The organism is Armatimonadia bacterium, assembly GCA_039679385.1.
GTDB lineage: Bacteria > Armatimonadota > Zipacnadia > Zipacnadales > JABUFB01 > JAJFTQ01.
The window spans coordinates 1-24,962 of sequence record JBDKVB010000031.1 but is presented as its reverse complement, the minus strand read 5'-3'; the positions used below and the strand labels follow the sequence as shown (position 1 = coordinate 24,962).

Genomic DNA, 24,962 nt, shown 5'->3' with positions numbered 1-24,962 from the left:
GGACGTTGTCTCTACCGGTTGACTGCGACGGCTCGCAGGACTCGGACGCTCTGTCCATCCTCCGCCTGCGCCACGATCTCCATCAGGTAGAGGCCGGACGGCACTCGCGTGCCGCGATCGTTGCACAGGTTCCAGACGAGAGAGTTGGCCCCGGCGGTCTGCACCTGGCTCGTTGTTAGTCGGCGCACCTGACGCCCTGCGATATTCAGCGCACGGGCCGAGACGGAGGCATCGCGCGACAGGGTGTAGGCGAGGCCGACGGTGCTCTTGGTCGCCCTCGCCGATACTGCCGTCACGACCAGGCCGCCGGTGGTGGTGCTGGACATCTCGATCTGCAGCCGCCGCTTAACGCCTGTGCTCGTAGCAGGCAACACGTAGCCGGGAGTCGTGCGCAGGTACACTCGTGTGCCGGTGGTCGGGTCCACGAGGACCGGTCGCAGTCCGGCGGGCAAGGAGGACAGGTCGGGCCACGAGATTCGCAGCGGCTGATCCACGAGCGTGCTGGTCACCTCAAGGCTCCAGGTCTGCCCGGCCGCATCGGCCTGACGCACGTCGGTAAGGTACGCCCGCTCAACGCCCTGTTCACTGCGAAGGAACCGGGCTGTGACGACCGGCCCGAAGGCCGGAGGCGCCTGCATGTCGTAGAGCGCATCGGTGCCTACGCTTGCGCCCTTCACGCCGCCCAGATAGGCCTGATCGGAGCGCACCCAGCCGGACTGCACCACAATCGGCACCTTCCAGGCCAAGCCCGGAATGCTGCTGGAAGCCTGCGACTGCGCCCGAACAGCTCTGGACTGCACCGCCGTCGTGGTGACCGGCTCGAAGACCAGCCGGCAGCCCGCGGATACCAGCGTGCGAATCCAGTACGCCGAGAAGGGCGTTACCTCCGTCGCCAACTGGTAGCCGGCGCCTTCCGTGTAGCCGAAGATGCCCACTTGCACGTAACGCTTCGTGACGGCCTCCGCCAGGGTCACAGGGGTATCCGTCCCCACCTGTATCTTCAGCGCGTCCACCTGGACCGTATCCTGCCGCGGGCTCCCAAACATGTTCCACCCCAGCTTCAGCGGGATGCTGACGCGGTCGGTCGTGGAGGCGGGAACACCGCTTACCGTCACCGTCACGTCGTTGAGCAGCCGCAGCCAGAAACCCGTCCCAAGGGAGAAGGGCTCGCAGTCCGGCCAGACCCGATACTTGCCGTCGGAGCCCAGCGACGGGTCCCAGCTCGCGAGGAGCAGGTCGGCCGAAGGGATGCCAAGAAGCGTCGCCGCCGAACTGGAGAGAGGAGTCAGCGGCAGGCTCATCATCTGCAGCCCCGTCACACCCTTCGTGAAGGTGTGGACCAGGGTGTTCTGGGCGCCGCCGTCGTGCACGACCATGTAGCTATCCCAGCCAACGTTGACCTGGCGCGTCACGGTCTGCGCGTTGCCGTTGGTGAAGGTCGCCGTCAGCTTCAGCGGCGACAGGTCGGAGACCGTGATACGTCCTCCCCAGACCCCGCGGGAGACACTCGTTCCGCTCAGGCCTGCGCCACCGGTGACGTCCATCGTGCCCGAGGTGGTGTTGAGCACCGCGCCGTAAAGGTTGTTGGTGCTGGAATCGAACCCCCGCACGCCATAGGGGAAGGGGTAGTAGCTGCGCAGGCCGTTGAGGTCAAGCTGCACCGTCACCCGCTGCGCGCCGCCGATGTTGAAGAAGGTGGGGATCAGGAACCCTTCGCCGGGTGTCTCGCCGGTCGCGGAGATGTCGATCAGGTTGCCCTCTTCCGCGTAGAGGTTCACGCTGAAGTCGTAGCTCCAGTAGACCGTCCGCGCCTGGCCGCTACGGGGTGACTCGTCGCCGTCGGCGTCGGTGAGGTAGTGCTCGCAGATCAGGGCCACCGCTGTCTCCAGCGGGATGTTCCAGGTGAACTCCTTAAGACCAGCCCGGACGCTCGTGTCGAGGACATACTGGCGCACAAACCAGTCCTGAAAGTCCATCCCCTCGACAGTGGGCAGGACACCGGCCGCGATCTCCCGCAGCCGCAGCGTGTCACCGGCGAGGGACGACGTGTACTCGTTGTAGTACGCCTGGTTGAAGCGGGAGAAGAAGGTGCTGTCCTCGATCCAGCACTTCAGCCAGGCCGCGCGGGCCATGGCGATGCGCCAGACCAGCATCCCCGTGAATCCGCTGGAGGGGTAGAAGGTCGAGTTGCCCAGGTTCGGGTGATTCTGCGGCTCGTAGACGGACAGCCCATAGAGCGGCCCCGGGTCCTTGGGATCGAAACCGGGTGATACGCCGGGCTGCACCTGAATCGCTGTGGCGGCAGCCCCGGCCATTCCGTCTTCCCAGGCATCGTAGAACAGGGCGGCGTCATCGTGGAAGGCCTTCAGCACGAGCAGAAGCAGCACAAAGGTATCTTCCGGCACGTTGTCGCTGAGCGAGGGGATGTGGATCTCATTGGTCGAGACGTCGTAGGTGCCGCCCTGGATGTCCTTGATCGTATCATCGCGAACGATCGTGACCGTGATGTTGAAGGCCGGCGGACCGTAGTAGAGCCGTGCCTTCGGGTAGGCCGTTGACAGATAGGACTGGAGGGTGAGACGGTCGGCGTCGCTCCAGTTGCTGTAGGCGAAGGTGATCTGGTTCGTGGGGTCGCCGATGGTCTTCCCGGCCTGCTGCGTCTTCACGAGGTCGGGAAGGACGAGACTGCTGCCTCGGGTATGTACGATGGTGCGAGGGAAGCGCGGATCGAAGCGACCCGTGCTCAGGCCGGCACGCTGGAGCCGTCGGAAGCCGGCCTTCACCGGCGCCAGACTCGCCGCGCTGTGTTGAGCCTGCACCGCCGAGGTCCGGGCCGCCGCGGTCTGAAGGCGGCTGTCATCGATCACGATGGCGCCCTGCGGGCCGTTGCAGCGCGAGGCAAAGGGCACATTGCTCACGTTACGGAAGGGCCCTGCCACAGCGATGCCGCTGAGCAGTGTCAGGTAGACGACCCACAGAATCCCTTGCGTCTTCAGTCTCATGGTTGTGTGACCTGGCTCCCCTGCGTCCGGGTGGTATGTCTCTGTTGACTGGCCGGAGGCGTCCCCGGTTCCGCCGGGGTGCTGTCGCGATGCCTCTACCAGGCGGACAGGTTGTCGTCCAGCGTCATCCAGTCCTCGACCTCTGCAGCCTTGGCGCCGGGCTGCGGACGCTTGCGGAATCCGCCGACGCCGCCACTGGTGCCGCCGCCGCCGAAGGGTGAGCTGAAGAGGCTGCTCTCCTGCTTCTGGGTCTGGCTGCTGAGCTTGTCGAATCGGCTCATCCCGTAGCCGCCACTGCTGGAGAAGCCGCTCCTGCCGCTGGTGGTCTGCTGCAGGCTCGACTGGTAGCCGCCGAAGGTCCCCGGGCTGCTGGAGACGCTGGAGCCCATGCCTGCGCCCCTCGCGCCGATGCCACCGCGGAAGTTCGTGCTCAGCGTCAGCGAGAAGGTGTTGGCTATGTAGTTCTGGCCGCTGCTGGAGGTGCCGAAGATCAGGCTGTCAGGCCCGAGCCGCGACACGTTGCGAATGAACCGGTAGCCTAAGTCGACCCCCGTCGTGTCGCTGAGCTGGTAGCGCATCTTGACCTCGCCATTCGCCTTGCGAAAATCGGCGTAGCCGCCGGAGTAGTCCGAGATGCCCGCGCTGCCGGTGATCGTGATCCCCTTCTTGAGGTCGTAGGACAGTTGCCCGCTGACATCAAACAGGTTGGTGGCCACGATTCGCGACTTCTGCAGCCGTCCTGTGCCCACGTAGGTCGGACTACTGCCGTCCTGTACGTTCAGAGTCAGCCCCGCGCCCCAGCGTTCACCCGGCTTGCGGTAGTTGGTCGAGAACACGTAGGAGCGGTTGTCGACCGTGCCCTCACCCGCGTCGAGGTACTCGGTGCGGTCGGAGCTCACCGACAGGTTGAGATTCATGGCCTCCGAGAGGGTCCAGGACGCTCCCAGGCTCCAGGAGGTCTGGTTGCTGTCGGCCAGGTAGCCCTGACTGCCCGTGCTGACGTACTTGCGGCGACCGAGGCTCATATCCCAGCTCATCTTGCTGTTGGGCCGCCAGCTCAGAGTGAGCCGATCGTTGATGTCCTGGCTGCTGGGCGTCTCCGTTTCGTCGTCGCCACCGGTGCCGCCACCACCCGGAGTGATCGCTGTGTCCACAGTCCCATCGCGGACGGCGCTTGCGGCCGTCGTGTAGCTGCTGTAGTAGCTGCTGGTCACGCGCCCGTCGGTTTTCGAAATGCTGCGACTCAGGTCCATCGAGAGGCTGTCGCTCGGCGCCCAGTGCGCCGAGAGTTGGGTGCTGTGTGAGGAGGACTGGTTCACCGTCTCCAGGGCACTGGACTGGTTGCGGTTGAAGCTCGCTGAGAAGGAGAGCTTGCTGGTGGGGTTGTAGGTAAAAGAGGTCTGAAGCTGGTCGGTGTCGCTACCCTGACGGGTCGCGCTCGTGCCGCTGAGGCTGTACTGGGCTGTCTGGTTCAGACTGGCGCGAGCGGTGTACTTGGCCCCCGTCGGCGCCCAGTTCATCGTGTACGAGTCCGTGGTGTAGTGGCTCTCGCTGGTGGACGCCTTGGTGTTGTCCATGGTGTTGCGCTGGAAGCTGAAGCGCGGCAGGTTCGGGTAGTTCAGCTCGAAGCCGAAGTCAGCCCGCTGGGCGTTCACGTCCAGCGCTGTGGAGGTCGCTGCGGTATCGGCCTCGGAGGTCGCGATCGCGCTTGCGGTGGAGGACCCTCCGTAGCCGCTGTAGCCGAAGGAGTAGCCGCTGTCGCTGTCCAGGTTGGAGAGGCGGCCGGTCAGAGTGATGAAACGTGAGGGCCGCCACTCGCCGCTGAAGTTGGTGCCCTTCTCGTGGCGCTGGAAGCCCACCGTGTCCACATAGCCGAAGGTCGGGTCAACGTTTCGGTACTCGCCAACCAACCGCACGGGGCCATGGCTGAAGTCCACTGAGGTCGAAAGGGCGCTGCCGTCCGAACTGGACTTCTCCCCGGAGCTGTTGGCCCAGTTCAGAAGCACGTTCGTTCCCTTCGCGAGCTGGTAGGACATGTCGACGCCCCACAGCTTCTTGTCGCCCGTGCTGGCGCTCTCGTCATCGATGCTGTAGTAGTAGCGGAGGATCACCATCGAGGTGGGCGGCACTGCGCGCCGGAAGATGACGCGGCCGATGCTCCGGTATGCATCGTAGTCAACCGTCTCCACCTGCTCGGCACCGTCTACCAGGACAACCAGCGGCTTGTCGATGACCTTGCGCACGCCCTGATAGACAACACTCGTGCCGTCGGCGATGATCGGCCGGAAGTTGGTGTCGAAGGGCCCGGTGCTACCCGTCCCGGTGTACATATCCTCCTGATAGCTCACCGTGTCCGAGGCGTGGCCGCTGGCGGTACTGGTCTGCTGCAGGGTCGTCACACCCACCAGCAGCCGTTCGTTCATCAGGGGCATCTCGGCCCGCATCCCGTAGATAGCGCCCGGCCCCTCGTTGAGGTAGCCCAGGGACTGGTAGCTGACGGAGATGGTGTCCGAGGCGCTGATGATTCGCGACTGGCCGTTGACGGGCTCGAAGGTGAGCTGGCCCGAGTCGTAGTCGAGGGTGTAGTCCGTGCCCAGCCGCACGATGCTCTCGTTGACCTTCACGACCTCGCTACCCTCGATGATCGGGGTGTAGGTCAAAAAGTAAGGCCCGGGAGTGTCGTTCCCCACGAAGGTCTGGTTCCGCACGACGCCCTTCTCGCGAATGTAGAACCCCCGCATGAAGCCGTCGGAGGGCAGTCGCTGGTCGAGTTGCCAGCCCTTGGTGGACTTGCGGAACTCGACGAACTCGTTCCCCGACAGGCTCAGGTCCAGGTCGCCGTACAGGAGCGCGCTGTCATGGCCGACGTACCCCGCCACCCAGCGTGAGTAGCTCGTGCCCCAGCCGCTGTTGGAGACGTCGGCGGTGAAGGCCAGCTCCTTCCAGACCGGTCCCTCCAGGTGCAGACTGCTTTGCCGCACCAGGGTCCCTGTGTCCCACCGTTGCGTCTCGTAGGCGGTCTGTGAGCCCTCGAGGCTGTTGCCCTGGAGGGTCAGGGTGTTCTGCCCGCTGATCGACACGCCCTGGAACAGGCCCAGCTTGCTGAACACGCCCTCGATGCCGCCGGCTTCGCCGGCAGGGGCCTTGGCGGGTTTGCCCTGCGCGCTCTGCTCGCCGGGCGTGCCGCCCTTGGGCGGCTGACCGGAGGCAGTCGCAGGCTGTGCCGTGCCCGCTGCAGGAGGAGCGGGTGGCTGCTCGGTGGTCGGTGCGGGTGTGGCGGTGGTGGTTGCAGTGGAGTCCGCGGGCTTGGTGGCCTCGGGCTCGGTCTTGTCCTTGTCGCCCTCGGCGTCCTTCGGCTCCTCGGTTCCGCTGCCTTCGTCTGTCGTGGGCTTGGCTTCGCCCTGCGCAGTGGCCGTTGTGTCGGGTTTCGTGGCCTCGGGCGCAGTGGGCGTCTCCGGGGTCGTCGAGTCCTGTGCCCAGGTCGGCAGCGACGCACCGCCAAAGGGCAGCAGGACAAGCACGAACAGCGCAGCAAGCGCTGTTCGCGAAGGTCCGCCGCTGAGCGGCCACGGTAGTCGGCAGGCAGGACGTGTCACGTGATGAGGTACCAGAGTAGTTCCCCAGTGGTGTCGCGCGAGGGTTCGACGACTTCTCGCGTCAGGATGTTCCGGAGCTGTCGGCACAGGCGGCAGAGGTGGTGGCATCAGCCGACAGTAAGGTCCGCCCTAGATGCACAGTTCCAGGCCCTCACGGGCTGCCTCACACTGCAGCGGGTAGCCCTGCCGGGCGATATGCTCCCGAGCCAGCCGCTCGATCTCCTCAATCTGGTCATCGGTACGATCCGGGTCATGGTGGAAGAGCACCAGCCGCTTGGCACCGGCTTCAGCGGCCAGCTCCACCGCCTCCAGATACGTCGAGTGGCCCCAACCGGCGTGACGAGCAAGCTCCTCCGGCAGGAACTGCGCGTCGTGAATCAGCACGTCAGCGTCGCGACACAGGGCCACGAGCTCCGCCCGATGGGCCTTGGCCTTGCTTGCCGGTGCGGAGAGCTCGTTGTCCGTCATGTGTACCAGCGTTCCGCCACCCTCGACGATGCGGAAAGAAGTGCAGCCGCCGGGATGGGCGCAGGTCCCCAGTTCCAGCCGCGCCGTCCGGATGGAGGCGGCGGTGTCACCGAGGGCCATGAAATCGATCTCGGCCTTCAGTTCGCCGAACTCCACCGGGAAGTTCAGCCCGTTCATCTGCGTGTACAGCAGGTCCTTGATCGCCTTGAGGGAGCGCGAGGAGCCTGCGACATGAAGCGTCCAGCCCGGTTCGTAGGCGGGCTTGAAGAACGGGAACCCGTGCACGTGGTCCCAGTGGGCGTGGCTCATCAGCACGAAAAGCGGCCGCGGCCCGGCCTCTGCAACCAACTTCTTCCCAAGCCGGCGGATCCCTGTCCCGGCATCCAGGATCAGCTCGGTGCCGTCTGCCAACTTGATCTCCACGCAGGACGTGTTGCCGCCATAGCGCACAGTCCCGACACCGGGCGCAGGCACCGACCCGCGTGTGCCCCACAGGGTCACCAGCATGGGTTCACCTCCTCCGATCCCTCACTACCCTCCACCCAAAACCTTGGCCGCCACCGCGGACTTGGTATTATAATGCGCCTATGCCCGCTACCGATCACTACTTTTCCAGCGCTCCCCAGTCCGAGCCCGATCCCGTCGAAATCAGCGTCGAAGTCCGGGGCAAGACCTTCCTGCTCCAGAGCGATCGGGGCGTGTTCTCCCGCGAGCGCATCGACACCGGCAGCATGGTGCTTGCCCGCACCTTTGACGTCTCGGCCGCCCAGACCGTTCTCGACCTGGGCTGCGGCTATGGCTTTCTCGGTATCCTGGCGGCCGTGCTGGCTCCGCAGAGTCAGGTTACCCTGGTCGACGTGAACCCCCGTGCCGCCGATCTGGCCCGCACCAATTGCCAACGCTACCAACTAGCCAATACCGAGGTCCTCACCGGCGATGCCCTCGAGGTCCTCGGCGACCGTCGCTTCGACACAATCCTGTGCAACCCGCCCTACCGTGTGGGCAAGGTCCAGGTCATGGCGCTGCTGGAGGACGCCGGCAAGCGGCTCACTCCCGGCGGGACCCTGTGGATAGTAGGGCGAACCAAGCAAGGAATCAAGACCCTCGCCCGTGATATGTCACCCTGCTTCGCCGACACCCGGACCGCGGAGGTCAAGAGCGGCTACCGCGTTATCCGCTTTTCCGCAGCCTCCTGAGGCGGGGGCTAGGACCCCACCTTGATCTCCTGACCGCCCTGCTTCACGTTTTCCGGTGTGAACAGGCGTGTGCCCAGGACGATGCTCTTCGGCACCTTCTCGCCCTGGAGGATCCTGGCGGCCATCTCGATGGCTTCCTTGCCGCCGGTCTTGTACTCGAAGGTCGCGGCCAGAATCCCCTCTTCCACGTACTTGACGCCCTCGTGTGGCAGCGCGTCGATCCCGATGAACTTGATGGTCTTCTCCCGGCCCTTGCCCTCTTGCTTGGCGGCCATCCAGGCTCCGTGAGCGCTCGGGTCGTTATGCCCATACACCGCGTCGATCTGGGCGAACTTGGTGAGGACCGAGTTCATCTCCTTCTGGGCATTGGGCTCCAGCCAGCGGCAGTCGGCGGTATGGATGATCTCGATCTGGGAGCCCTTGATGCCCTCCATGAAGCCCTTGTGCCGTTCCCCGGCGGGCGTTGAGGTCTCCAGACCCTTGAGCTCGACGATCTTGCCCTTGCCGCCGAGCAGCTTCACAAGGTACTTGCCCGCCTCGCGGCCGATGAGCACATTGTCGCCACCGATGAAGCACGTGTACTTGTCGCCCTCGATCTTGCGGTCCAGGACGATCACGGGAATCCCGGCGTCCATGGCCTCGGCAACAGGCTGGGTCAGCGGCTTGGCTTCCTTGGGGCTGATGATGATCAGGTTGACGCCCTGGGAGATGAACTCGCGTACCTGGGCCTGCTGGGCCTCTGCCTGGTTCTGCGCGTCCTTATACAGGACGGTGAGCTCCGGATGCGCCTTGGCGGCCTCCTCGATGTCCTTGTTCATCTGAACCCGCCAGGGCTCGTTGAGGCTGCACTGGGACATGCCGAGAGTGAACTTCTTGCCACCCTCCGCCGGGGCAGCAGCTTCGTTCCCCAGCGTGCTCGGTCTCCCGCCGGGCTCGTCGAAGTTGCCGAAGGGGATTGCGGTATCGCCCGAGGGCGGCTTGGCCTTGGAGCAACCCGTCAGCAGCAGGCACACGGCGAGTGCGACGATCAGCACCAACAACGCAGCATGTCTCATGCAAATACCCCCAGTCTAGTTGTGGGTGCGGCTGCCCTGCACGAACCTGCGGCGATCGGCCTGCCCGTCACATCCTTCTCCGACAAGCTGCCAGAATCCGATCTCGACTCCTACCGTCTCCTCGTCTCCTGGATCACCACGGCGAGCACGATGATGAGGCCCTTCGCCAGAAGCCGTTGCGCCTCCTGCCAGCCGAGCAGGCTGAGGATCTTGTTCACATAGCCGATGATGAGCGTCCCTACGAGGGTCAGCATCATCCCGCCTCGGCCGCCCATGAGACTCGTACCGCCCACGACCACGGCGGCGATGGCGTCCAGCTCGTAAGTGAACCCGGCCTCCGGGTCACCATACCCCAGGTGGCAGGCATTGCAGACCCCGGCCATCCCCGCCGTCAGTCCGCACAGCAGGTAAGCCATGACCTTCGAGCGGCGCACAGCAATCCCCGACAGCCGTGCCGCTTCCTCATTGCCGCCGATCGCGTACAGGTGTCGCCCGAAGCGCGAGTAGCGCACCACCACAGCCAGGACCAGCAGCGTCGCCAGGAAGGCGAGCGTCACCGGTCGCAGCCAACCCCCGGCAACCGGCGCCGTCATCCAGGTGAAGACCTCCGGCGGCGCGTCTTGCATCACGTACCAGGGCTGTGCGCCGTTGGCGATCTTGATCCCGCCCGACACCAGCTTCGCCGCTCCCCGAGCAGCGGCCATCATCGCCAGAGTCGCCACGAAGGGCTGCAATCGCAGCCGCGCAACCAGCATCCCACTGAGCGCTCCGCAGAGCGCTCCACCCACGACCGCCACCAGCGCAGACGGCACCACCGCCCAGCCCTTGGCGATCAGAAGGAAGGAGAAGATGGTCGCCGTGAAGCCCAGCACCGAACCCACGGACAGGTCAATCCCCGCCGTCAGGATCACGAGAGTCATCCCGGCGGCAAGCAGACCGATCTCGGCGTACTCGAAGAGAACGTTGGACTGATTCGTGGGGGTGAGGAACACGATCTGGGCGGTAGTGAGGTTCCGGGGACTGACACAGGCGCCGAGGAGGAACACGACGGCAAGCGCCGTCAGGCCACGGTAGCGGTCGAGGACCCCCAGCAACCGCACCGGCACGGACTTCGGCGGGCGTCCAGGCTCCTCCGGCTTGCCTTCAGGGGCTGCGAGGTCAGGCATCGGGGCCTGCCTCCATTGCAGCCGCCATCACGCGCTCCTGCGTCGCTTCCTCACGGCCCAGTTCGGCGGTCACTCGGCCACGATGCATCACCAGGAGGCGGTCGCTCATGGCCAGCAGCTCGGGCAGCTCCGAGGTGATCAGCAGGATCCCCTTACCCTCGGCCACGAGTCGGTTCATCAGCTCATAGACTTCGGCCTTGGCGCCCACGTCAACCCCACGCGTCGGCTCATCCAGCAGCAGCACCAGCGGCTCGGTCATCAGCCACTTCGCCAGCGCCACCTTCTGCTGGTTGCCGCCGCTCAGGGAGTTGACCTCGATGTCCGGCGAGGCCGCCTTGATCGCCAGATTCTGCACCAGCGGCTGCGCCATCTGCATCTCTCGACTGCGGCGCAAGATTCCGCCCGGAGCCGCCTTCGGCAGCGAGGCCAAAGTCAGGTTGTGCAGCACCGACATGGGCAGGACGAGCCCCGTCACCTTGCGGTCATTGGTCAGCATCGCCACGCCCTGCCGGATTGCGTCGGACGGGTTGCGGATGCCGGCTTCCTCGCCGCCCACCAGCACCTTCCCGCGAGCGCGACCGCCATACTGGCCGAAGATGCAGCCCATCAACTCACTCGCACCCGACCCGCGCAGACCGGCCAGCCCCAGAATCTCGCCCGCGTGTAGCGAGAAGGAGACGTCGTCGACCAGCTTGCGACCGGTGCCGTCTCCGGCTTCGAGCGTCATGCCCTCGACCCGCAACACTTCCTCGCCCCGCTGGGCCTGGCTCTTGGGGAAGAGTTGCTCGATCTTCCGTCCGACCATCCACTGAATGAGTTGCTCGCGGGGAAGCTCCCGGGTGTCTGCGGTGCCGATGTACTCGCCGTCGCGCAGCACCGTCACGCGGTCACAGACCTGGTAGATCTCCTCCATCTTGTGGGAGATGTACACGATGGCGACGCCCCGGTCACGCAGGGCGCGGATGATCCCGAAGAGCTTCTCCACCTCGGCCTCGGCCAGGGCGCTCGTGGGCTCATCCATCACAATCAGCCGGGCATCCTGGGAGAGGACCTTGGCAACCTCGATCATCTGCTGGGTGGCGATGTTGAACTCCTCGACCCGCCGGGTAACCTCCACCGGCGTGTCCAGCTCAACCATCAGCTCCGCAGCGCGGCGGTTCATCTCCCGCAGGTCCAGCAGGCCGAGGCGTCCCCGAGGCTCGTGACCCAACAGAACGTTCGCCGCCACCGAGGTGCTGGGCACGAGGCTCAGCTCCTGGTGGATCATCGCCACTCCGGCTGCCTGTGCTGACTGCGGTGTCGGGAAGCGTACCGAGATACCGTCGAGGAGGGTCTCGCCGCCGTCAGGCTGGACGGCGCCGCTGAGGATACGCATGAGAGTAGACTTGCCGGCACCGTTCTCGCCGACAAGCCCGTGAACTTCGCCGGCCCGCACCTCGAAGTCCACCCCAAGCAGAGCCTGCACACCGGCGAAGGACTTGCGGATCTGCCGCATCACCAGCAAGGGTTGCGGCTCGGCAACGGAAGCGCTGACCATGGATCACGCCCCTGAAGCACTTCGGGCTGCGCTCTGCAAGGAACCTGGGGCCAGTCTCGCCCTGAAGGCAGCAGTTCGCTAGGGTTTCTGCTGTGACCTTCCTTCGCGAGCCTTCACCTGTGCCACCAGCGCCTCACTCAGGGGCGTGGGAATGCCGGCCGCCGCTCCACGGCGCACGATCTCCCCGTTGATCTGGTCGATCTCCGTGCGTCGGCCCTGCGAGAGGTCCTGGAACATAGAGGAGTGGTTCGCGGCGGTCAGCCGACAGACTCCTTCGACCGCCTCGATCGGGTCTGCCTCAAAGGGCTCGATGCCCGAGGCCCGGGCGACTGCCACAGCTTCCTCCACGAGCTTCCGCAGGTCGGCTCGCAGATCGGGTTCCTCAAGCAGGCGACCGTTCGGCACCTCGTGCAGCGCCGTCAGCGGGTTGATGGCAGCGTTCGCGATTGCCTTCCGCCACAGGGCCGCCTCCACGTCCTCGACTGCTTGCACCCGTGGCCAGAACCGTGCCAGCTCTTCCGCCACTCGCCGTGCCCGGTCGTGATCGCCGGTCGGTGACCCCAGCACAATCGGCCCCACACCGGAGATGCGGACCTTGCCGACCGCCTCCGTCGCAGCACCCATGACGATCGTCCCGGCCAGGATACTGCTGTCGCGCTTGCTGCCGGGCTCCAGCACCCGCTGCAGCGTCTCCCAGTTCCCGAGCCCGTTCTGCAGCGTCAGCACGGAGGTGTTCGGCCCCACGCAAGGCCTCAAGGTCTCAGCGGCAGAAGCGGTCGCGTAGGCCTTGACCAGCACGATCACGAGGTCGGGCGTCCCGAGGTCCGTCGGCTGCGCCGAGCAGCGAAGGCGAACCTTCCACCACTGCCCTTCCTGATGCACGTCGATGCCGCTTGCCTTGAGGTATTCCGCACGTTCCGGCCGGTGATCCAGCAGGGCCACGGAGGCGCCGCGCTCCTGCAGCAGCGCAGACACCCCGCAGCCCATTGCTCCTGGTCCGACGATGACGATCCTGGGGTTACCGCACATGCGAACCAACCCGGGTCACAGTTGGACCCACCCACCTAGAGGATGGCGGCCCAGAGCGTGCGGATTCCGGCAGCGGAAGCGGAGCTTCTGCCCGGAATCCGCACGGCAAGAGGGGTCTGGGGCCTGGGCCCCAGCGGGGTTGTAGGGGCGGAGCCCCTGCGCCCTAGGGATGTGGACCAGGCCGTGTGGGTCGTGTTTCATGCCGCCTCAGTGCTTCTGCTCCCACTTCTCCAGTTCGGCGACGCGTCCCAGGGTCGAGCCCTTGTCGATCTCGGTCTTCTCGCGCGACTCGCGCTCAACGACGCCGGAGGCACGGTTGGCGGTCTCCACGGCCTTCTCCTGGGCGATGATGATCACGCCATCGGTGTCGGCAATCACCCAGTCGCCCGGCCGAATCACGGTGTCGGAGATCTTAAGGGTCACACCATGCATGCCCATGCCCTTGGGGTCGCCTGCTGCCGGGCAGACCAGCGACGAGAACACCGGGAAGCCCAGTTCTCGGATCTCACGGGAGTCCCGCGCGGCCCCGTGGATCACGACTCCGGCGAGACCCTTGCTGATGCAGGACTTCGTGGCTTCTTCGCCCCAGACTGCCGGGCCTTCGCCGCGCACATCGATCACCAGCACGTCGCCGGGGTTCGCCGCGTCAATGGCCTGCACGGGCTTGTTCCAGTCGCCCGGGTAGGTCCAGACGGTGAAGACCGGGCCGACGCACTTCATGTCCGGGTCGAGGGGCATGATCCCCGGCAGCCAGCCCTTGCGGTGCTGTGCATCCGAGACATTGGCCGCCGTGGCCTTGCTCAGGAGTTCGCGGATCTTCTCGGGGCCGCCACGCTTGTACAGGTCGGTGGCTACGCCGACTCCGGTGCTCACTGCCGCCAGAATCTGCCTCGTGGCTGCCGCGGCGTCGGGGGCCTTGTTGATAGCGCCGCCGACGATGACGATGCTCGCGCCGGCCTTCACGGCGGTCGCAGCGGTCTCCGAGTTGATCCCGCCGGCTACAGCGACCGGAAGGGTGACCGCCTGCACCACGGCGGCCAGGGTCTCGAAGGGGTCGCCGCCGCGCATCTGCACGTCAATGGGGCAGTGGACGCCGATGATATGCGCGCCGAGCTCCTGGGCCCGGACGGCTCGTGCCACCGGGTCGGCCACTTCGGCCAGGTCGACCATGATCTGCACGCTGTAGCGCTGCGCGGCCTCGACGCACTCCTCAATCGTCGAGTCCGAGGCAGCGCCGAGAACCGCCACCACGTTCGCGCCGGCGTTGGCCGCCATCTCCACCTCGGTGCGGCCCGCGTCCATGATCTTCATGTCCGCGATGATCGTATGGTGGGGGAACTGCTCGCGCAGCGTCCGCACGGTATTGAGCCCTTCGCTCTTGATGAGCGGAGTCCCCGCCTCCAGCCAGATTGATCCAGCCTCCACGGCCTCCTTCGCCGCTCGCAGAGCTTGCGAGAGGTTGATGAAGTCGAGGGCCAGTTGCACAACCGGGAAGCTACTCTCCATGGCTACCACTCCCAGAATCCCAGATAGCCGGCGCCAGTGATCACGGCCGGTCTCAGGGAACGTATCAACGGCCTGCCAGGGTCCGCAGGTCGGTCTTCACGGCTTCCTCAGGACACGACCTCAGCCGCGAATCTGCGCAAGGATCCGGTCGAAGAGCGCACGTGATACGCTCTCCAGACACTCCCTGCGCTCATCGAGCGCGGCGCGAGTTTCGGCGACGTAGGCCTCGTCCTTGAGGTACGCCAGGTTCACGTCAACATTCAGACAGGCGCAGCGCATGGCCGCGCAGCAGAACTCGGCGGCGACCGCCACGTCACTGAGCAGGTTCGGATTCCCCCTGGCGCGCAGGTCCTCCAGGGTCCCCATCACTGACAGGCAGCCGTCGCAGACCGCCAGGGGCACCTGGGCGGCAGCTCGCAGCGCCTCCTGAATCGCCGCTGTCCGGGCGACCTTCTCCTCCTCGGTGCCCTTGGGCAGCGCATAGGCAGCGCCGACTCCGGCATAGGCTGCGGCATCCTCGTCCGTGAGGTCCAGTAGCTTCTCCCGCTGGACCGTCAGCACCGCCAGAATCGCCCGCACCTCCTCCTCCACCGCTGCGAACTTCTCCTTGCCGACGGTGAAGTTGCCGACCATCTCGCCAAGCGCCGCCGCCAGGGCTCCCACCAGCGCCGCAGCACTTCCACCACCGGGCGTCGGCTCACCGGAAGCCAGCCGGGCCGTGTACTCGCGAACCGTACTCTCTGTCAGCCTTGCCTGCACCACCGAGGCGTCGCCTCCCTCTCGGGTTACTCTCGCACCTGCGCCTCGTACACGTTGCAGGTTCCGCCCGTGTCCGAGGTAAAGAGCACGCACCGGTCATCCGGCGAGTAGATCGGGTGCGGATGGCTGATCTGCGTCTTCCACGAGGTGTCGTGTCGGCACAGGCGACTTACCTTGCACCGCCCCTCCTCGTGGGTGATGAGGCCCATCCAGTTACGCCCATCGGCGTCGTCAGGCCCCAGGAAGGCGGAGTCGCCGACCACCTGCGAGTTGTCCGAGTTACTCTGGATGTGCGAGGCGCGCTGGCCGCTGGGCCACAGGTACTGGCGGATCCAGGTGCCGTCGCGGCGAACGAAGCAGTCGAAGGCCAGGGTCTCGCCCTCGGACCGCACCGAGCACTGGAAGCCGACCTCGCCGTTGCGGGTCCAGTACTCGTGACCGACGCTTTCGTTGTTCTGTTGCGCGTAGAGTTTGTGGGCCTGGGCCGGAGTCTCGCCGACCTTAACCGTCCACATGCGCTGCTTGACGTGGCCCCAGCTCCCCTCGTGGCAGAAGAGGATGAAGTCGGGATCCGTCGGATGGATGCACACGTGGCTGATCCAGGCGTGCTCACCCCAGCAGGCAAGAGCCTTGCCCGTCTCCGTCTCGATGCGCATGATCACGCTCGCCGGGCGGCGGAAGAAATGCTCGTGCATGGTGCTGTAGATGATGCCGGTCTCGGTGCTCAGCGTCAGCTTCTCTGAGTAGGCGAAGGCCAGATGGCTGCCGTCGGCCGTGATCGTCGGGAGGGCGATGCCGAAGCCCTCCGGGCAGTCATACAGCACTTCCTCCTCCAGCGTGTCCAGGTTCACCGACCGCAGCTGCTGGCCGCAGATGAAGTAGGCCAGGTTCTTCTCGCCATGCACCACCGACGACTGCGAGCGCACCTTGTCGTCGTCGGTGAGCTGTACAATCTTGCCGGTCTCCAGGTCCAGCAGGTGTAGTTGGGACTTCCCGCTGCGCTCGGAGCCGAACACGATGTGCTTGCCGTCGGCGGTGTAGCTGCTGGCGGTGAAGTACAGGTGATGATCGTCGGCACTGCTGCCCGTGAGGCGACGGACGCGGACGCCGGTCTCCGGCTCCGTATACTCCTGGATCTCAGACGGCCAGGTGTCTCCCTTCGGCATGACTCACCCTCCCAGAATCCTCGGTACTGGTGTGTCTCCCGGGCCTTGGCCCTGTGACTGCTCCGGCAAGCCGCGCACGGTCGGTGTGTTGCGTCTGCCCGCCCAGAGCTCACACTTCCCTGCGGCTGCGAGTGATCTCCACCTCGGTGTAGTCAATCATCCCGGCCAGGGGCACGCTGTGCTTGCGAGCCCTGACGGTGACCTCCTCGACGGCAAACTCCGCCAGAATCGCCTGAGCGATGTTGTGTGCTACCGCTTCCAGCAGCAGGAACTGGCGCCCGCGCTGCAAGCCCTCAATTAGCCGGTACACGGCGGCGTAGTCCACGGTCTTGGTCAGGTCGTCGGTCTCTCCCGCGGACTGCAGGTCGAGCACAAGCTCCACATCAAAGGAGAATCGGCCACCCAGGGCGCGCTCCTTGGGGTCGACGCCGTGGTGGCTGAAGAACTGCATGTTCACGATCCGAATCCGGTCTCGTCCCATGAATACCTCCGGCGGCGGCCTTTGCCGACGCCGACACTCAGCGGTTATCGATCAGGTTCACTTCGGTGCAGACAATCGACACCGAGGCATCGAAGAACCCGCGCGGCACCTCGCGGACGATCTGCGCCTCAAAGCACAGTCCCACCGCTACCCTCGCCTGCTCCGGTGTCAGCGCGTTGAGCAGCCGGTCGTAGTAGCCGCCACCGTAGCCCAAGCGACCGCCGTGAATGTCGAAGCCCACGCCGGGGGCGATGATGCAGTCAACATCCGCAAGCCCGGCCGGCTCACACAGCTCCGGCACGGGTTCCGGGATGTTCCAGGTCCCGGGCGCGAGTTGCCGGTCCGGCTCCTCGACGAAGTACAGGTCCAGCCCTCGCTCCTTGCGGTTGACACGTGGCAGGATCAGCCGCTTGCTGTGCCGCATGGTGGCCTGCATGATGGCCGGGGTCCGCACCTCGGAATCGAAGCTCGCATACAGAAGCACCGATGCGGCCTGTTGGTACTCCCACGACTGTACGACGCGGAACAGGATCATCTCGCTCTTGGCCGCGATCTCCTCTTCCGACATCGCAGCGCGCCGTGCCAAGAGCTCCCGGCGCAGCCTCTTCTTCAGTTGGGCAGAGTCAAACTTCATGCCTCGGGCCAGCCTCTCACGACGGCATCTGTCATCCGAGCCACCTGAACCATCTGCGCCACGTCGTGCACTCGGAGGATATCGGCTCCCTGGGCGATTCCCAGGGCACAGGTTGCGGCCGTGCCGAAGATCCGCTCTCCCGGCGGCAGGTCCACGGTCACGGTCTCTCCCTGCGGACCGACTTCCTTCCGTGCCAGGACCTTCCCCAGCGTCGACTTGCGCGAGGTACCCAGCAGGATCGGCCGCTGCAGACTTCGGAACTCAGCCAGCCGCCGGATAAGCTCCAGGTTGTGTCCCACTGTCTTGCCGAAGCCGAAGCCGGGGTCAAGGATGATCTGCTCTCGCGCGATTCCGCCGGCGACGCAGGCCTCAATCCGCTCGGCCAGGAACTGCTTCACCTCGGCCACCACGTCCTCATACTTCGGCGCGACCTGCATGTCCCGGGGCATGCCCTTCATGTGCATTGCAATCACCGGGCAGCCGAACTCCGCACAGACCTCGATCATGCCCTCGCCGCGCAGGCCATACACATCATTGAGGAGGTCGGCACCGGCCTCCAACGCTGCATGGGCGACCGGGGCCTTCATGGTGTCGATCGAGATGGGGACCGTCGCAACTCGCGGGTCTTTGTCTCCGCGGATCGCCTCCACAGCCGCCACAATCCGCTCGACCTCTTGCTCAACCGGCACCGGGTCACTGCCGGGCCGTGTCGACTCCGCCCCCAGGTCGAGAATCTCGGCACCCTCAGCGACGAAACGCCGGGCTTCCTCGAGGGCAGCAGCGGCGTCACCGTGCAGTCCGTTGCCCGAGAAGGAGTCGTCGGTAAGGTTGGAAATCCCCATCACATAGGTGTGGGCTCCGAAGATCAGGTCACGATCTCGCAACCGCACCGGGGGGATCAGTGCTGCTTTCGGCATGCTCATAGTGCCCCTATGATAGCACAAAGCGACGTCCTGCTCTCCCTTGCTGAGCCCTGGGGCCTGTCCGCCGCCGTGGGGAAGCTGACGGTCCACTGCTCACGCCGTCTCGCCGTCGCCGTCTCCCCTCTCCACCGCGTGGAGAGGGGCTGGGGGTGAGGTGCCGCCCCAAGAGGTCAACATGCCTCTCCTTGCGAAGAACCCTATCAGCACTCAAAGCATCACCCTCGGAGGTGGCCTCGTCATGGCGCACACTCATCCCCAGGGCCTGCCGATCCTGTGCGGTATCCTGGTCCTGCTCGCTCCCGCGCTGGTCCTTCAGGCAGCTCCTGTCAGCTTCCAGGTTGGACCTTCGGGCGTCGTATCCTTCTCCGACTCGGCTCCGCTAACTACTGCCACGATCAGCATGCACGGCCCCGGTTGGAGCCAGGCGAGCATCGCCTCCGGAGGCAAGGCCTCCCGCGCCGGCGACGTGACCACCGGCGAGCTGCCCTTGCCCGCGAACTGCCAGGGCAGCCTGCATTACACGGTGACCACCAGCGCAGCGCCACAGGGCGCGAAGCTCGACTATGCCCTGGACTTCTCCGCCGCCACCGACATTCAGGGCGCCTACGTCAGCTTCAGCCTTCCCTGTGCGCGCTTCGAGGGCAGACGAGCGACGCTGCCGCCGGAGAAGACCGAGTACGCCCTCCCGAAGGTCGGCGAACCAGGCCTGTCGGGCAACGCTTCGGCCTTCACCGCGGATCTGGGCGACGGCACCAGCCTGGTCATCGCCTCCGACGTGCTCGGGTCTGTGATGGTTCAGGACAACCGCCAGTTTGGCGCGAAGGAGTACGAAGTGCGCTTCCACCTGTTCCAGCAAGGCCGAGTGATGCCCGGCCTGCAGGGACGACGCAGCTTCCACGTGGCGGTCCTTCCGGCCGCCGAGGTTGAGAAGGTGGTGACACAGATGACGCCGCCGTTCTCGCTCGACCTGACCAAGCCCTTTGTGCTGATGCAGAGCAAGGGTGAGCTCCGCCTTGGCACCCGTGACGAGACCCTCCTGTCGGCCAAGCTCGCCATCCACGGTCTTAACTGGACCTACGCCGAGCAGACCGCCGCCGACGCCCAGGCTTCCGGCACCTCCAAGGCTCGCTTCGTGGTCGGCTCTCTCGCAGTCCCCGGTGGCGGTACCGCCGTCATGAACTTCACCGAAGCCGCGACGGCGGAGCCAGACGGTTCCCTGGGCCTGCGCTACCGGCTGAGCTTCCCCGAGGCCGTGCCCCTCAACGGCTACCAGACCTCCTTCAGCCTCTCGCTGAGCAAGTACGCCGGTGAGCCCCTCCTGCTGCAGACTCCCGACGGACCCAAGGAGAGCGTCATCCCCACGACCCTCAAGGAGAACTTCCTGTACAATGGCAAGGTGTCTCGAATCGAAGTCGCGCCGGGCAAGCCTTACGGTTTCGTCTTGGCGGTCGATCAGCCCAGCAGCCTGCTGATCCAGGATGGACGGGGCTGGGGCGGCACCGATGTCGAGTTGCGCTTCAACTTCCGCCGTCAAGAGGAGGGCGGGCAGGTTCCAGCCGGTGAGACCATCGACCGCACCTTCACCTTCACCCTCAACTCACCCCTGCAGATCGTCCTCAACGAGGCCGCTGCCACCAACAAGTCCGACACGACCGACTGGTTCGCCTACACCCTTCCCTGGGATTCCGCGCCGGTCTCCGTCGCCTTCCTCAACGACAAGCCCGCGGGCAAGCATGGCTTCGTGACGGTCCGCGACGGCAAGTTCGTCCTCTCCGACACCGGCGAGCCAATCCGCTTCTGGGGCACCTGCTTCTCTGCAGGCGCGAACTTCCCGTCTCATGACCAGGCCGAGAAGATCGCCCGTCGCCTCGCAGACTTCGGCGTCAACATCGTCCGCACCCATCATGCCGACGCTCCCTGGGCCGAGCGCCACTTCTTCAAGAAGACCGCCGACAACACCCGCGAGTTTGACCCCGAGAATCTCGACCGCTTCGACTACCTGGTCTACTGTCTGGAGCGCGAGGGCATCTACATCTACCTCGACCAGCTTGTGAACCGCTACTTCAAGACGGGCGACGGGGTCGACAAGCCCGGCGAACTCGGGGCCTGCGGCAAGCCCTACTCCAACTTCGATCCGCGTCTCATCGAGCTGCAGAAGGAGTTCTCGCACAACCTGTGGACGCACGTGAACCCCTACACGAAGCTGGCCTACAAGGACGACCCGGGCATCGCCATGATGGAGTTTGCCAACGAGAACGACCTGTTCACTCAGCAGGTCACCCTCGAGCCCTATCGGACGCGCTTCGAGGCCATGTACCGCGACTGGGCCCGACGCAACGGCGTGACCTTGCCGCCCGAGCAGATCGACTTCCGCAGGATGACCGACAGCCTGATGCGCTTCCTCGTCGAGGTGCAGCGCAACTACTACCTGGAGATGCGCCGGTACCTGCGCGAGGAAGTCGGGGTGCGCGTACCGATGACGGGGAGCAACTGGAGCCGCAACGCCGGGCTGCTGGCGGCGCTGCGCGACATGGCCTACACCGATTCCCACACCTACTGGAACCACCCGTCTGACGGTGCCGTCGCGAACCGGGCGATGGTCGGTGGACAGTCCACCTTCTTCGGAGGCCTGGCCTTCAATCGACTGGCCGGCAAGCCCTTCTTCGTGAGTGAATGGGACGAGCCCTGGCCGAACGAGTGGCGAGCCGAGCTCCCCTGCTGGATGGGCGCGATGTCGGCGCTACAGGACTGGAACGGCCTCACGGTCTACACCTACCGGCACAGCTCCTCGACGCCCATCGAGCACCTCAGCGGCGCCTTCGAGACCTTCAACGATCCGGCACGCTTCGGGCTCTTCCCCCATGCTGCGCTGATGTTCCGGCGTGGCGATGTCTCTGTGGCCAAGGAGGCCGTGCAGGTGCAGATCCCGCTCGACCTTGCCCAGAGTGCAGCCTCGCCCGCTCCCTGGGGCGTCTCGCCCTACAATGCCCTGGTGGAGCAAGACCGCATCGAAGGGGCGCTTGTCGACACCGCGGGTGCTGCCTCCCCGGCAGCTCCGGGCACGAAGGTCCTGCAGGTCAGTGACAAGCCCGCCACAACCGACGACCTGCGGCAGTCGGACACCGGCCAGATCTGGCGCAGCGTCAAGCAACGTATCGGCAAGATCAACTCGCCCCGCAGCCAGGCGGTCTTCGGCTACCTCGGCGATGTCGGTGCGGTGTCGACCGACGACCTTACCGTCACCTGCCGGACGCCCTTCGCGACCCTGGCCCTGAGTTCGCTCTCGGACTCGCCGATTCGCACCAGCGAGCGACTTCTGCTGACGACCGTCGGTCGCGCCGAGAACACCGGCCTCACCTACAACCTGATGCGCACCAAGGCCGTGAGCTCCGGCAAGGGGCCGATCCTCTGCGAGCCCATCCGGGCGCAGGTGTCGATCCGCACCACCCAGCGCGACATGGAGGTCTGGACCATCGGCGCTGACGGCAAGCGTCTCAAGCAGGTCCCGACGCGCTACGAGGCCGGACAGTTGATCTTTGAGGTCGGCACCGACACGAACACCCTCTACTACGAGTTGAGTGTTCCCGAACCGGCGTAGCACCGGCAGCCCATACGCAACCAAAAGCGCGGATCCCCGGACTCTTCAGAGCCCGCCGGATCCGCGCTTTGCTTTGGTCGGATGGTTAGCTGCGCGGTCTTCTGTCCGCCGTGCTACAGCGTGTCGAGCAGATGCCGGAAGGCCTTCGCGTGCTCCAGGAAGGCCTCTCTGCCCGTCCGGTTGCCCAGGGTGAGGCAGAAGGTGCCGTCGAAGCTGCGGCAGCGTAGGATCGACATCAGCTCCTTCACTTCGCCCTGTCCCTCACCGGGCAGCGTGTAGGGCGTGCCACCTGGCCGGCAGCCGTCGCTGAGGTACAACTGCCCGACAGAGCTCTTCAGCTTGCCCTTGTAGTAGGTCTGCAGGAAGGGCTTCTCGCCGGCATGGCAAAAGTGCGCCGGGTTGAAGGCCAGTCGCACGCCGGGCACTCGCGCCACGAGCTCTTCGCAGGTCGATCTGTTGTCGAAGAGCGAGCCGGCCCAGTTCTCCACCAGGAGTTCGAGACCCTCGGCAGCCAGTTCCGTCGCCAGGGCCGCGATGCCCTCCAGTGCTTCCTCCCTCTCATGCTCCTCGCGGCCGATTCGCGGCAGCTTCACTCTCCGCGCTCCGAGCACCTGGGCAAGGTCGGCGGCATGGCGCATTGCCTCGGTGAGGTTGTGCCCACCCGGATAGCTCACCGTCGACACACTCGCGCCGGCGCTGTGGATGGACCGCGCGACCGCCGGAAGCTGATCGGAAGCGAGGGTCCCCAACTGCTCAGTGATCTGCTCGCCCAGCTCGATGCAGTCGATGCCCTGGCTCTGGATCAGCGCAATCGCCTGGGCCAGATCGGCAACCGGATAGCCGAGATCATCCACCACGGCTGCGAGGGTGAAGTCTTCGGCCGCGAATCGGTGACGGAAGATGTCGGACCGCTGGCGCACACAGTCCTGGCAGTTGGGGTTCGTGCACAGGACCGCTGCCGGGTCGCGTCGCAGGGCGGCGGTGGCGAGTTCCAGGATCCTCCCCGCCGACATCAGGCGGCACATCGCCCGCCCAACCTTGCCGACTCTCATCGCCCCAGCCTCACGGAACAGCCCGTCGAGGCCAAGGAAGTCGCGATGCGGGCCAGGGAACCGCGCCAGGCTCTTGGTCTTCCGCAGGCCGTTCTCGTCGAGGTAATCCCGCGTGATCGTGTGCAGGTAGGGCCCGTCAACAGCCTCCTCGGCCGAGTGCAGCAGCGTGTTGCGGTCCTGGTCGCAGCCCAGCAGCAGGATGTGGCCCTCGGGCAACTGCGCTACTCGTCCCCAGGGCGACTCGGGTCCCAGGGCAGTCGGCTGGTCGATGTGGCCGCGAACCAGTTCCTCCGCCTTCGGGCCGAGGCAGGACGCCGAATGTGTCGGGTGCAGCCCGCGCACAACACCAGGCCAGGAGCGGAAGCGCTCCGTCACCACGCCGGTATTGGAGGGCGAGGTCGTCACGTTGAAGGGCTGTTCGCCCGACATCGCGGGCATGCACAGCGTGCCATGCGGGCCTACTGCATCAAGCAGGGCCTGGATGAGCGTGTCGGCGCCACCCTCAATCTCGCCGAAGGCCGACAGGGACACATGGGCCATCACCACCATGCCGGGCTGAACGCCCAGCTCCTGCAAGCCACGAACAATAGCCTCTCGAGTCAGGGGCATAGCATGAACTCCTTGCTTGACAGTTCAGTCTACACGAGACTGCAACGACAACCGCAAACCACGCAATTCCGCGACTCCACGGTCCTTCCCTGCTTCCGGAAAAGGACTGGTGGCCCGCGGCGACGAAGAACCAGCCCCACGATCTGTGCCCAACCGAAGCGAGGTGGATACGCACGTCCAGTCTTGGTTTGCTGCAGTGGCTAGAGCATCTGCGGTCGCCCTTCACCGACGCCTTCTTCACCGGGGCGACCTTCCTCGGCTCAGAGGTGGCCTACATGGTCCTTCTGACCGTCATCTATCTGTGCGTCGGCCACCGCTACGGCTTCCACCTGTTTGTCGTCTTCCTTACGAGCGCCTTCCTCAACGGTGCCGTCAAGCTCGTGGCACACACTCCGCGACCCTTCGTCGCCTTCCCGGATCAGTTGCACCCGATGTGCCTGGGTACCGCGACCGGAGACTCCTTCCCCAGCGGCCATGCTCAGAACGCGACCGTGGTCTGGGGCCTCATGGCAATCCGTGCTTCGCGCTGGTCCACACGCCTCGCATGTCTCTTGCTGATCCTGCTGATCGGTTTCTCGCGCCTCTATCTACAGGTGCACTGGCCGGCCGACGTGGTCGGTGGAATGGCCATCGGCGGCCTGGTGTTGCTGGGTTACTTGATCATCGCCGGCGGCTGGGGACTGGCCGGTGCGAAGTGGACGCCACGGGTGTGGATCTTCGTCATCTGCGTCGGCTCACTTGTCGCCGGGTTCCTGGGGCGAGAGGTCGATGTATGTGTCCTGGCCGCCGGGTCCTTCCTCGGCTCGGCGGTCGGCTATGTCCTCCTGGAGGCCCGGGGCGGCTATGATCCTCGGGCCTCCTTGCCCGTGCAGGTGTTGAAGTTCGTCCTGGCCTTCTCCGCGCTCATGGTCATCCGCTTCGGCGTCAAGATGCTCCTGGGCGACAGCGCTCCAGCCGACTTCCTCCGCTATGCTCTGATCGGTTTCACCTGCGCCTTCCTGCTCCCGACCCTCTTCACAGCCCTCCGCAAACGAAAGGAGGCCGCCTCCAGCACGGAAGCGACCTCCTGAAGCGTCTGCCTATGTTTGCTCGGGTGCTACCGTCGGGCGCCGGCCTTGGTGGTTGCCTGGGGCCGGTCGGGCATCCACTGCAGTTGCGGACCGGAGCGTGCGGATTCCGGCGGCG

General features: G+C 65.6%; 17 protein-coding genes. 3 read left to right on the top strand and 14 right to left on the bottom strand.

Features of this window, described 5'->3' with window-relative positions:
• Positions 1 to 11: 11 nt before the first annotated feature.
• The 3 genes from ABFE16_02945 to ABFE16_02935 form a co-directional block, all read right to left on the bottom strand.
• Complete coding sequence (locus ABFE16_02945) at positions 12 to 3,002, bottom strand: hypothetical protein (GenBank protein MEN6344230.1); 2,991 nt, start codon at positions 3,000 to 3,002, stop codon at positions 12 to 14.
• A 95-nt stretch (positions 3,003 to 3,097) separates the two neighbouring features.
• Positions 3,098 to 6,598: a hypothetical protein gene (locus ABFE16_02940; GenBank protein MEN6344229.1), complete on the bottom strand. Its 3,501-nt coding sequence runs from the start codon at positions 6,596 to 6,598 to the stop codon at positions 3,098 to 3,100.
• A 129-nt stretch (positions 6,599 to 6,727) separates the two neighbouring features.
• The gene (locus tag ABFE16_02935; GenBank protein MEN6344228.1) at positions 6,728 to 7,573 is read right to left on the bottom strand and encodes an MBL fold metallo-hydrolase; all 846 of its coding nucleotides are present in this window, start codon (positions 7,571 to 7,573) and stop codon (positions 6,728 to 6,730) included.
• Between the two features lie 80 nt (positions 7,574 to 7,653).
• Between ABFE16_02935 and ABFE16_02930 the strand changes: the two genes are divergently transcribed.
• Positions 7,654 to 8,262 (top strand): methyltransferase, encoded by a 609-nt coding sequence (locus ABFE16_02930; protein ID MEN6344227.1) that lies wholly within the window; start codon positions 7,654 to 7,656, stop codon positions 8,260 to 8,262.
• An 8-nt stretch (positions 8,263 to 8,270) separates the two neighbouring features.
• On the opposite strand, the gene ABFE16_02925 is transcribed toward ABFE16_02930, so the two are convergent.
• From ABFE16_02925 to folP, 10 genes are all read right to left on the bottom strand, one after another.
• Positions 8,271 to 9,317: a substrate-binding domain-containing protein gene (locus ABFE16_02925; protein MEN6344226.1), complete on the bottom strand. Its 1,047-nt coding sequence runs from the start codon at positions 9,315 to 9,317 to the stop codon at positions 8,271 to 8,273.
• A gap of 110 nt (positions 9,318 to 9,427) precedes the next feature.
• Complete coding sequence (locus tag ABFE16_02920; GenBank protein ID MEN6344225.1) at positions 9,428 to 10,483, bottom strand: ABC transporter permease; 1,056 nt, start codon at positions 10,481 to 10,483, stop codon at positions 9,428 to 9,430.
• Entirely contained in the window at positions 10,476 to 12,020 is a 1,545-nt protein-coding gene (locus ABFE16_02915) for a sugar ABC transporter ATP-binding protein (protein MEN6344224.1), read from the bottom strand. The genes ABFE16_02920 and ABFE16_02915 overlap by 8 nt, the downstream gene beginning before the upstream one ends.
• Before the next feature lie 78 nt (positions 12,021 to 12,098).
• Entirely contained in the window at positions 12,099 to 13,049 is a 951-nt protein-coding gene (locus ABFE16_02910; protein MEN6344223.1) for a 2-dehydropantoate 2-reductase, read from the bottom strand.
• A gap of 207 nt (positions 13,050 to 13,256) precedes the next feature.
• Positions 13,257 to 14,555, bottom strand: coding sequence for a 3-hexulose-6-phosphate synthase (gene hxlA, locus ABFE16_02905; GenBank protein MEN6344222.1), 1,299 nt, complete (start codon positions 14,553 to 14,555; stop codon positions 13,257 to 13,259).
• 120 nt (positions 14,556 to 14,675) lie between these two features.
• Complete coding sequence (locus ABFE16_02900) at positions 14,676 to 15,317, bottom strand: cyclodeaminase/cyclohydrolase family protein (GenBank protein MEN6344221.1); 642 nt, start codon at positions 15,315 to 15,317, stop codon at positions 14,676 to 14,678.
• 23 nt (positions 15,318 to 15,340) lie between these two features.
• Positions 15,341 to 16,480: an oligogalacturonate lyase family protein gene (locus ABFE16_02895; protein ID MEN6344220.1), complete on the bottom strand. Its 1,140-nt coding sequence runs from the start codon at positions 16,478 to 16,480 to the stop codon at positions 15,341 to 15,343.
• 109 nt (positions 16,481 to 16,589) lie between these two features.
• Positions 16,590 to 16,961: a dihydroneopterin aldolase gene (gene folB, locus ABFE16_02890; protein ID MEN6344219.1), complete on the bottom strand. Its 372-nt coding sequence runs from the start codon at positions 16,959 to 16,961 to the stop codon at positions 16,590 to 16,592.
• Positions 16,962 to 16,998: 37 nt separating this feature from the next.
• Entirely contained in the window at positions 16,999 to 17,595 is a 597-nt protein-coding gene (locus ABFE16_02885; GenBank protein ID MEN6344218.1) for a 5-formyltetrahydrofolate cyclo-ligase, read from the bottom strand.
• Complete coding sequence (folP, locus tag ABFE16_02880; GenBank protein MEN6344217.1) at positions 17,592 to 18,512, bottom strand: dihydropteroate synthase; 921 nt, start codon at positions 18,510 to 18,512, stop codon at positions 17,592 to 17,594. The genes ABFE16_02885 and folP overlap by 4 nt, the downstream gene beginning before the upstream one ends.
• Before the next feature lie 181 nt (positions 18,513 to 18,693).
• Here folP and ABFE16_02875 point away from each other — a divergent pair, with 181 nt between their 5' ends.
• The gene (locus tag ABFE16_02875) at positions 18,694 to 22,116 is read left to right on the top strand and encodes a hypothetical protein (protein ID MEN6344216.1); all 3,423 of its coding nucleotides are present in this window, start codon (positions 18,694 to 18,696) and stop codon (positions 22,114 to 22,116) included.
• A 113-nt stretch (positions 22,117 to 22,229) separates the two neighbouring features.
• Here ABFE16_02875 and ABFE16_02870 read toward each other — a convergent pair whose 3' ends face one another.
• Positions 22,230 to 23,777 carry an AAC(3) family N-acetyltransferase gene (locus ABFE16_02870; protein MEN6344215.1) on the bottom strand — a complete coding sequence of 516 codons (1,548 nt, stop codon included), beginning with the start codon at positions 23,775 to 23,777 and terminating at the stop codon, positions 22,230 to 22,232.
• A gap of 188 nt (positions 23,778 to 23,965) precedes the next feature.
• Between ABFE16_02870 and ABFE16_02865 the strand changes: the two genes are divergently transcribed.
• The gene (locus ABFE16_02865) at positions 23,966 to 24,847 is read left to right on the top strand and encodes a phosphatase PAP2 family protein (GenBank protein ID MEN6344214.1); all 882 of its coding nucleotides are present in this window, start codon (positions 23,966 to 23,968) and stop codon (positions 24,845 to 24,847) included.
• Positions 24,848 to 24,962: the final 115 nt, after the last annotated feature.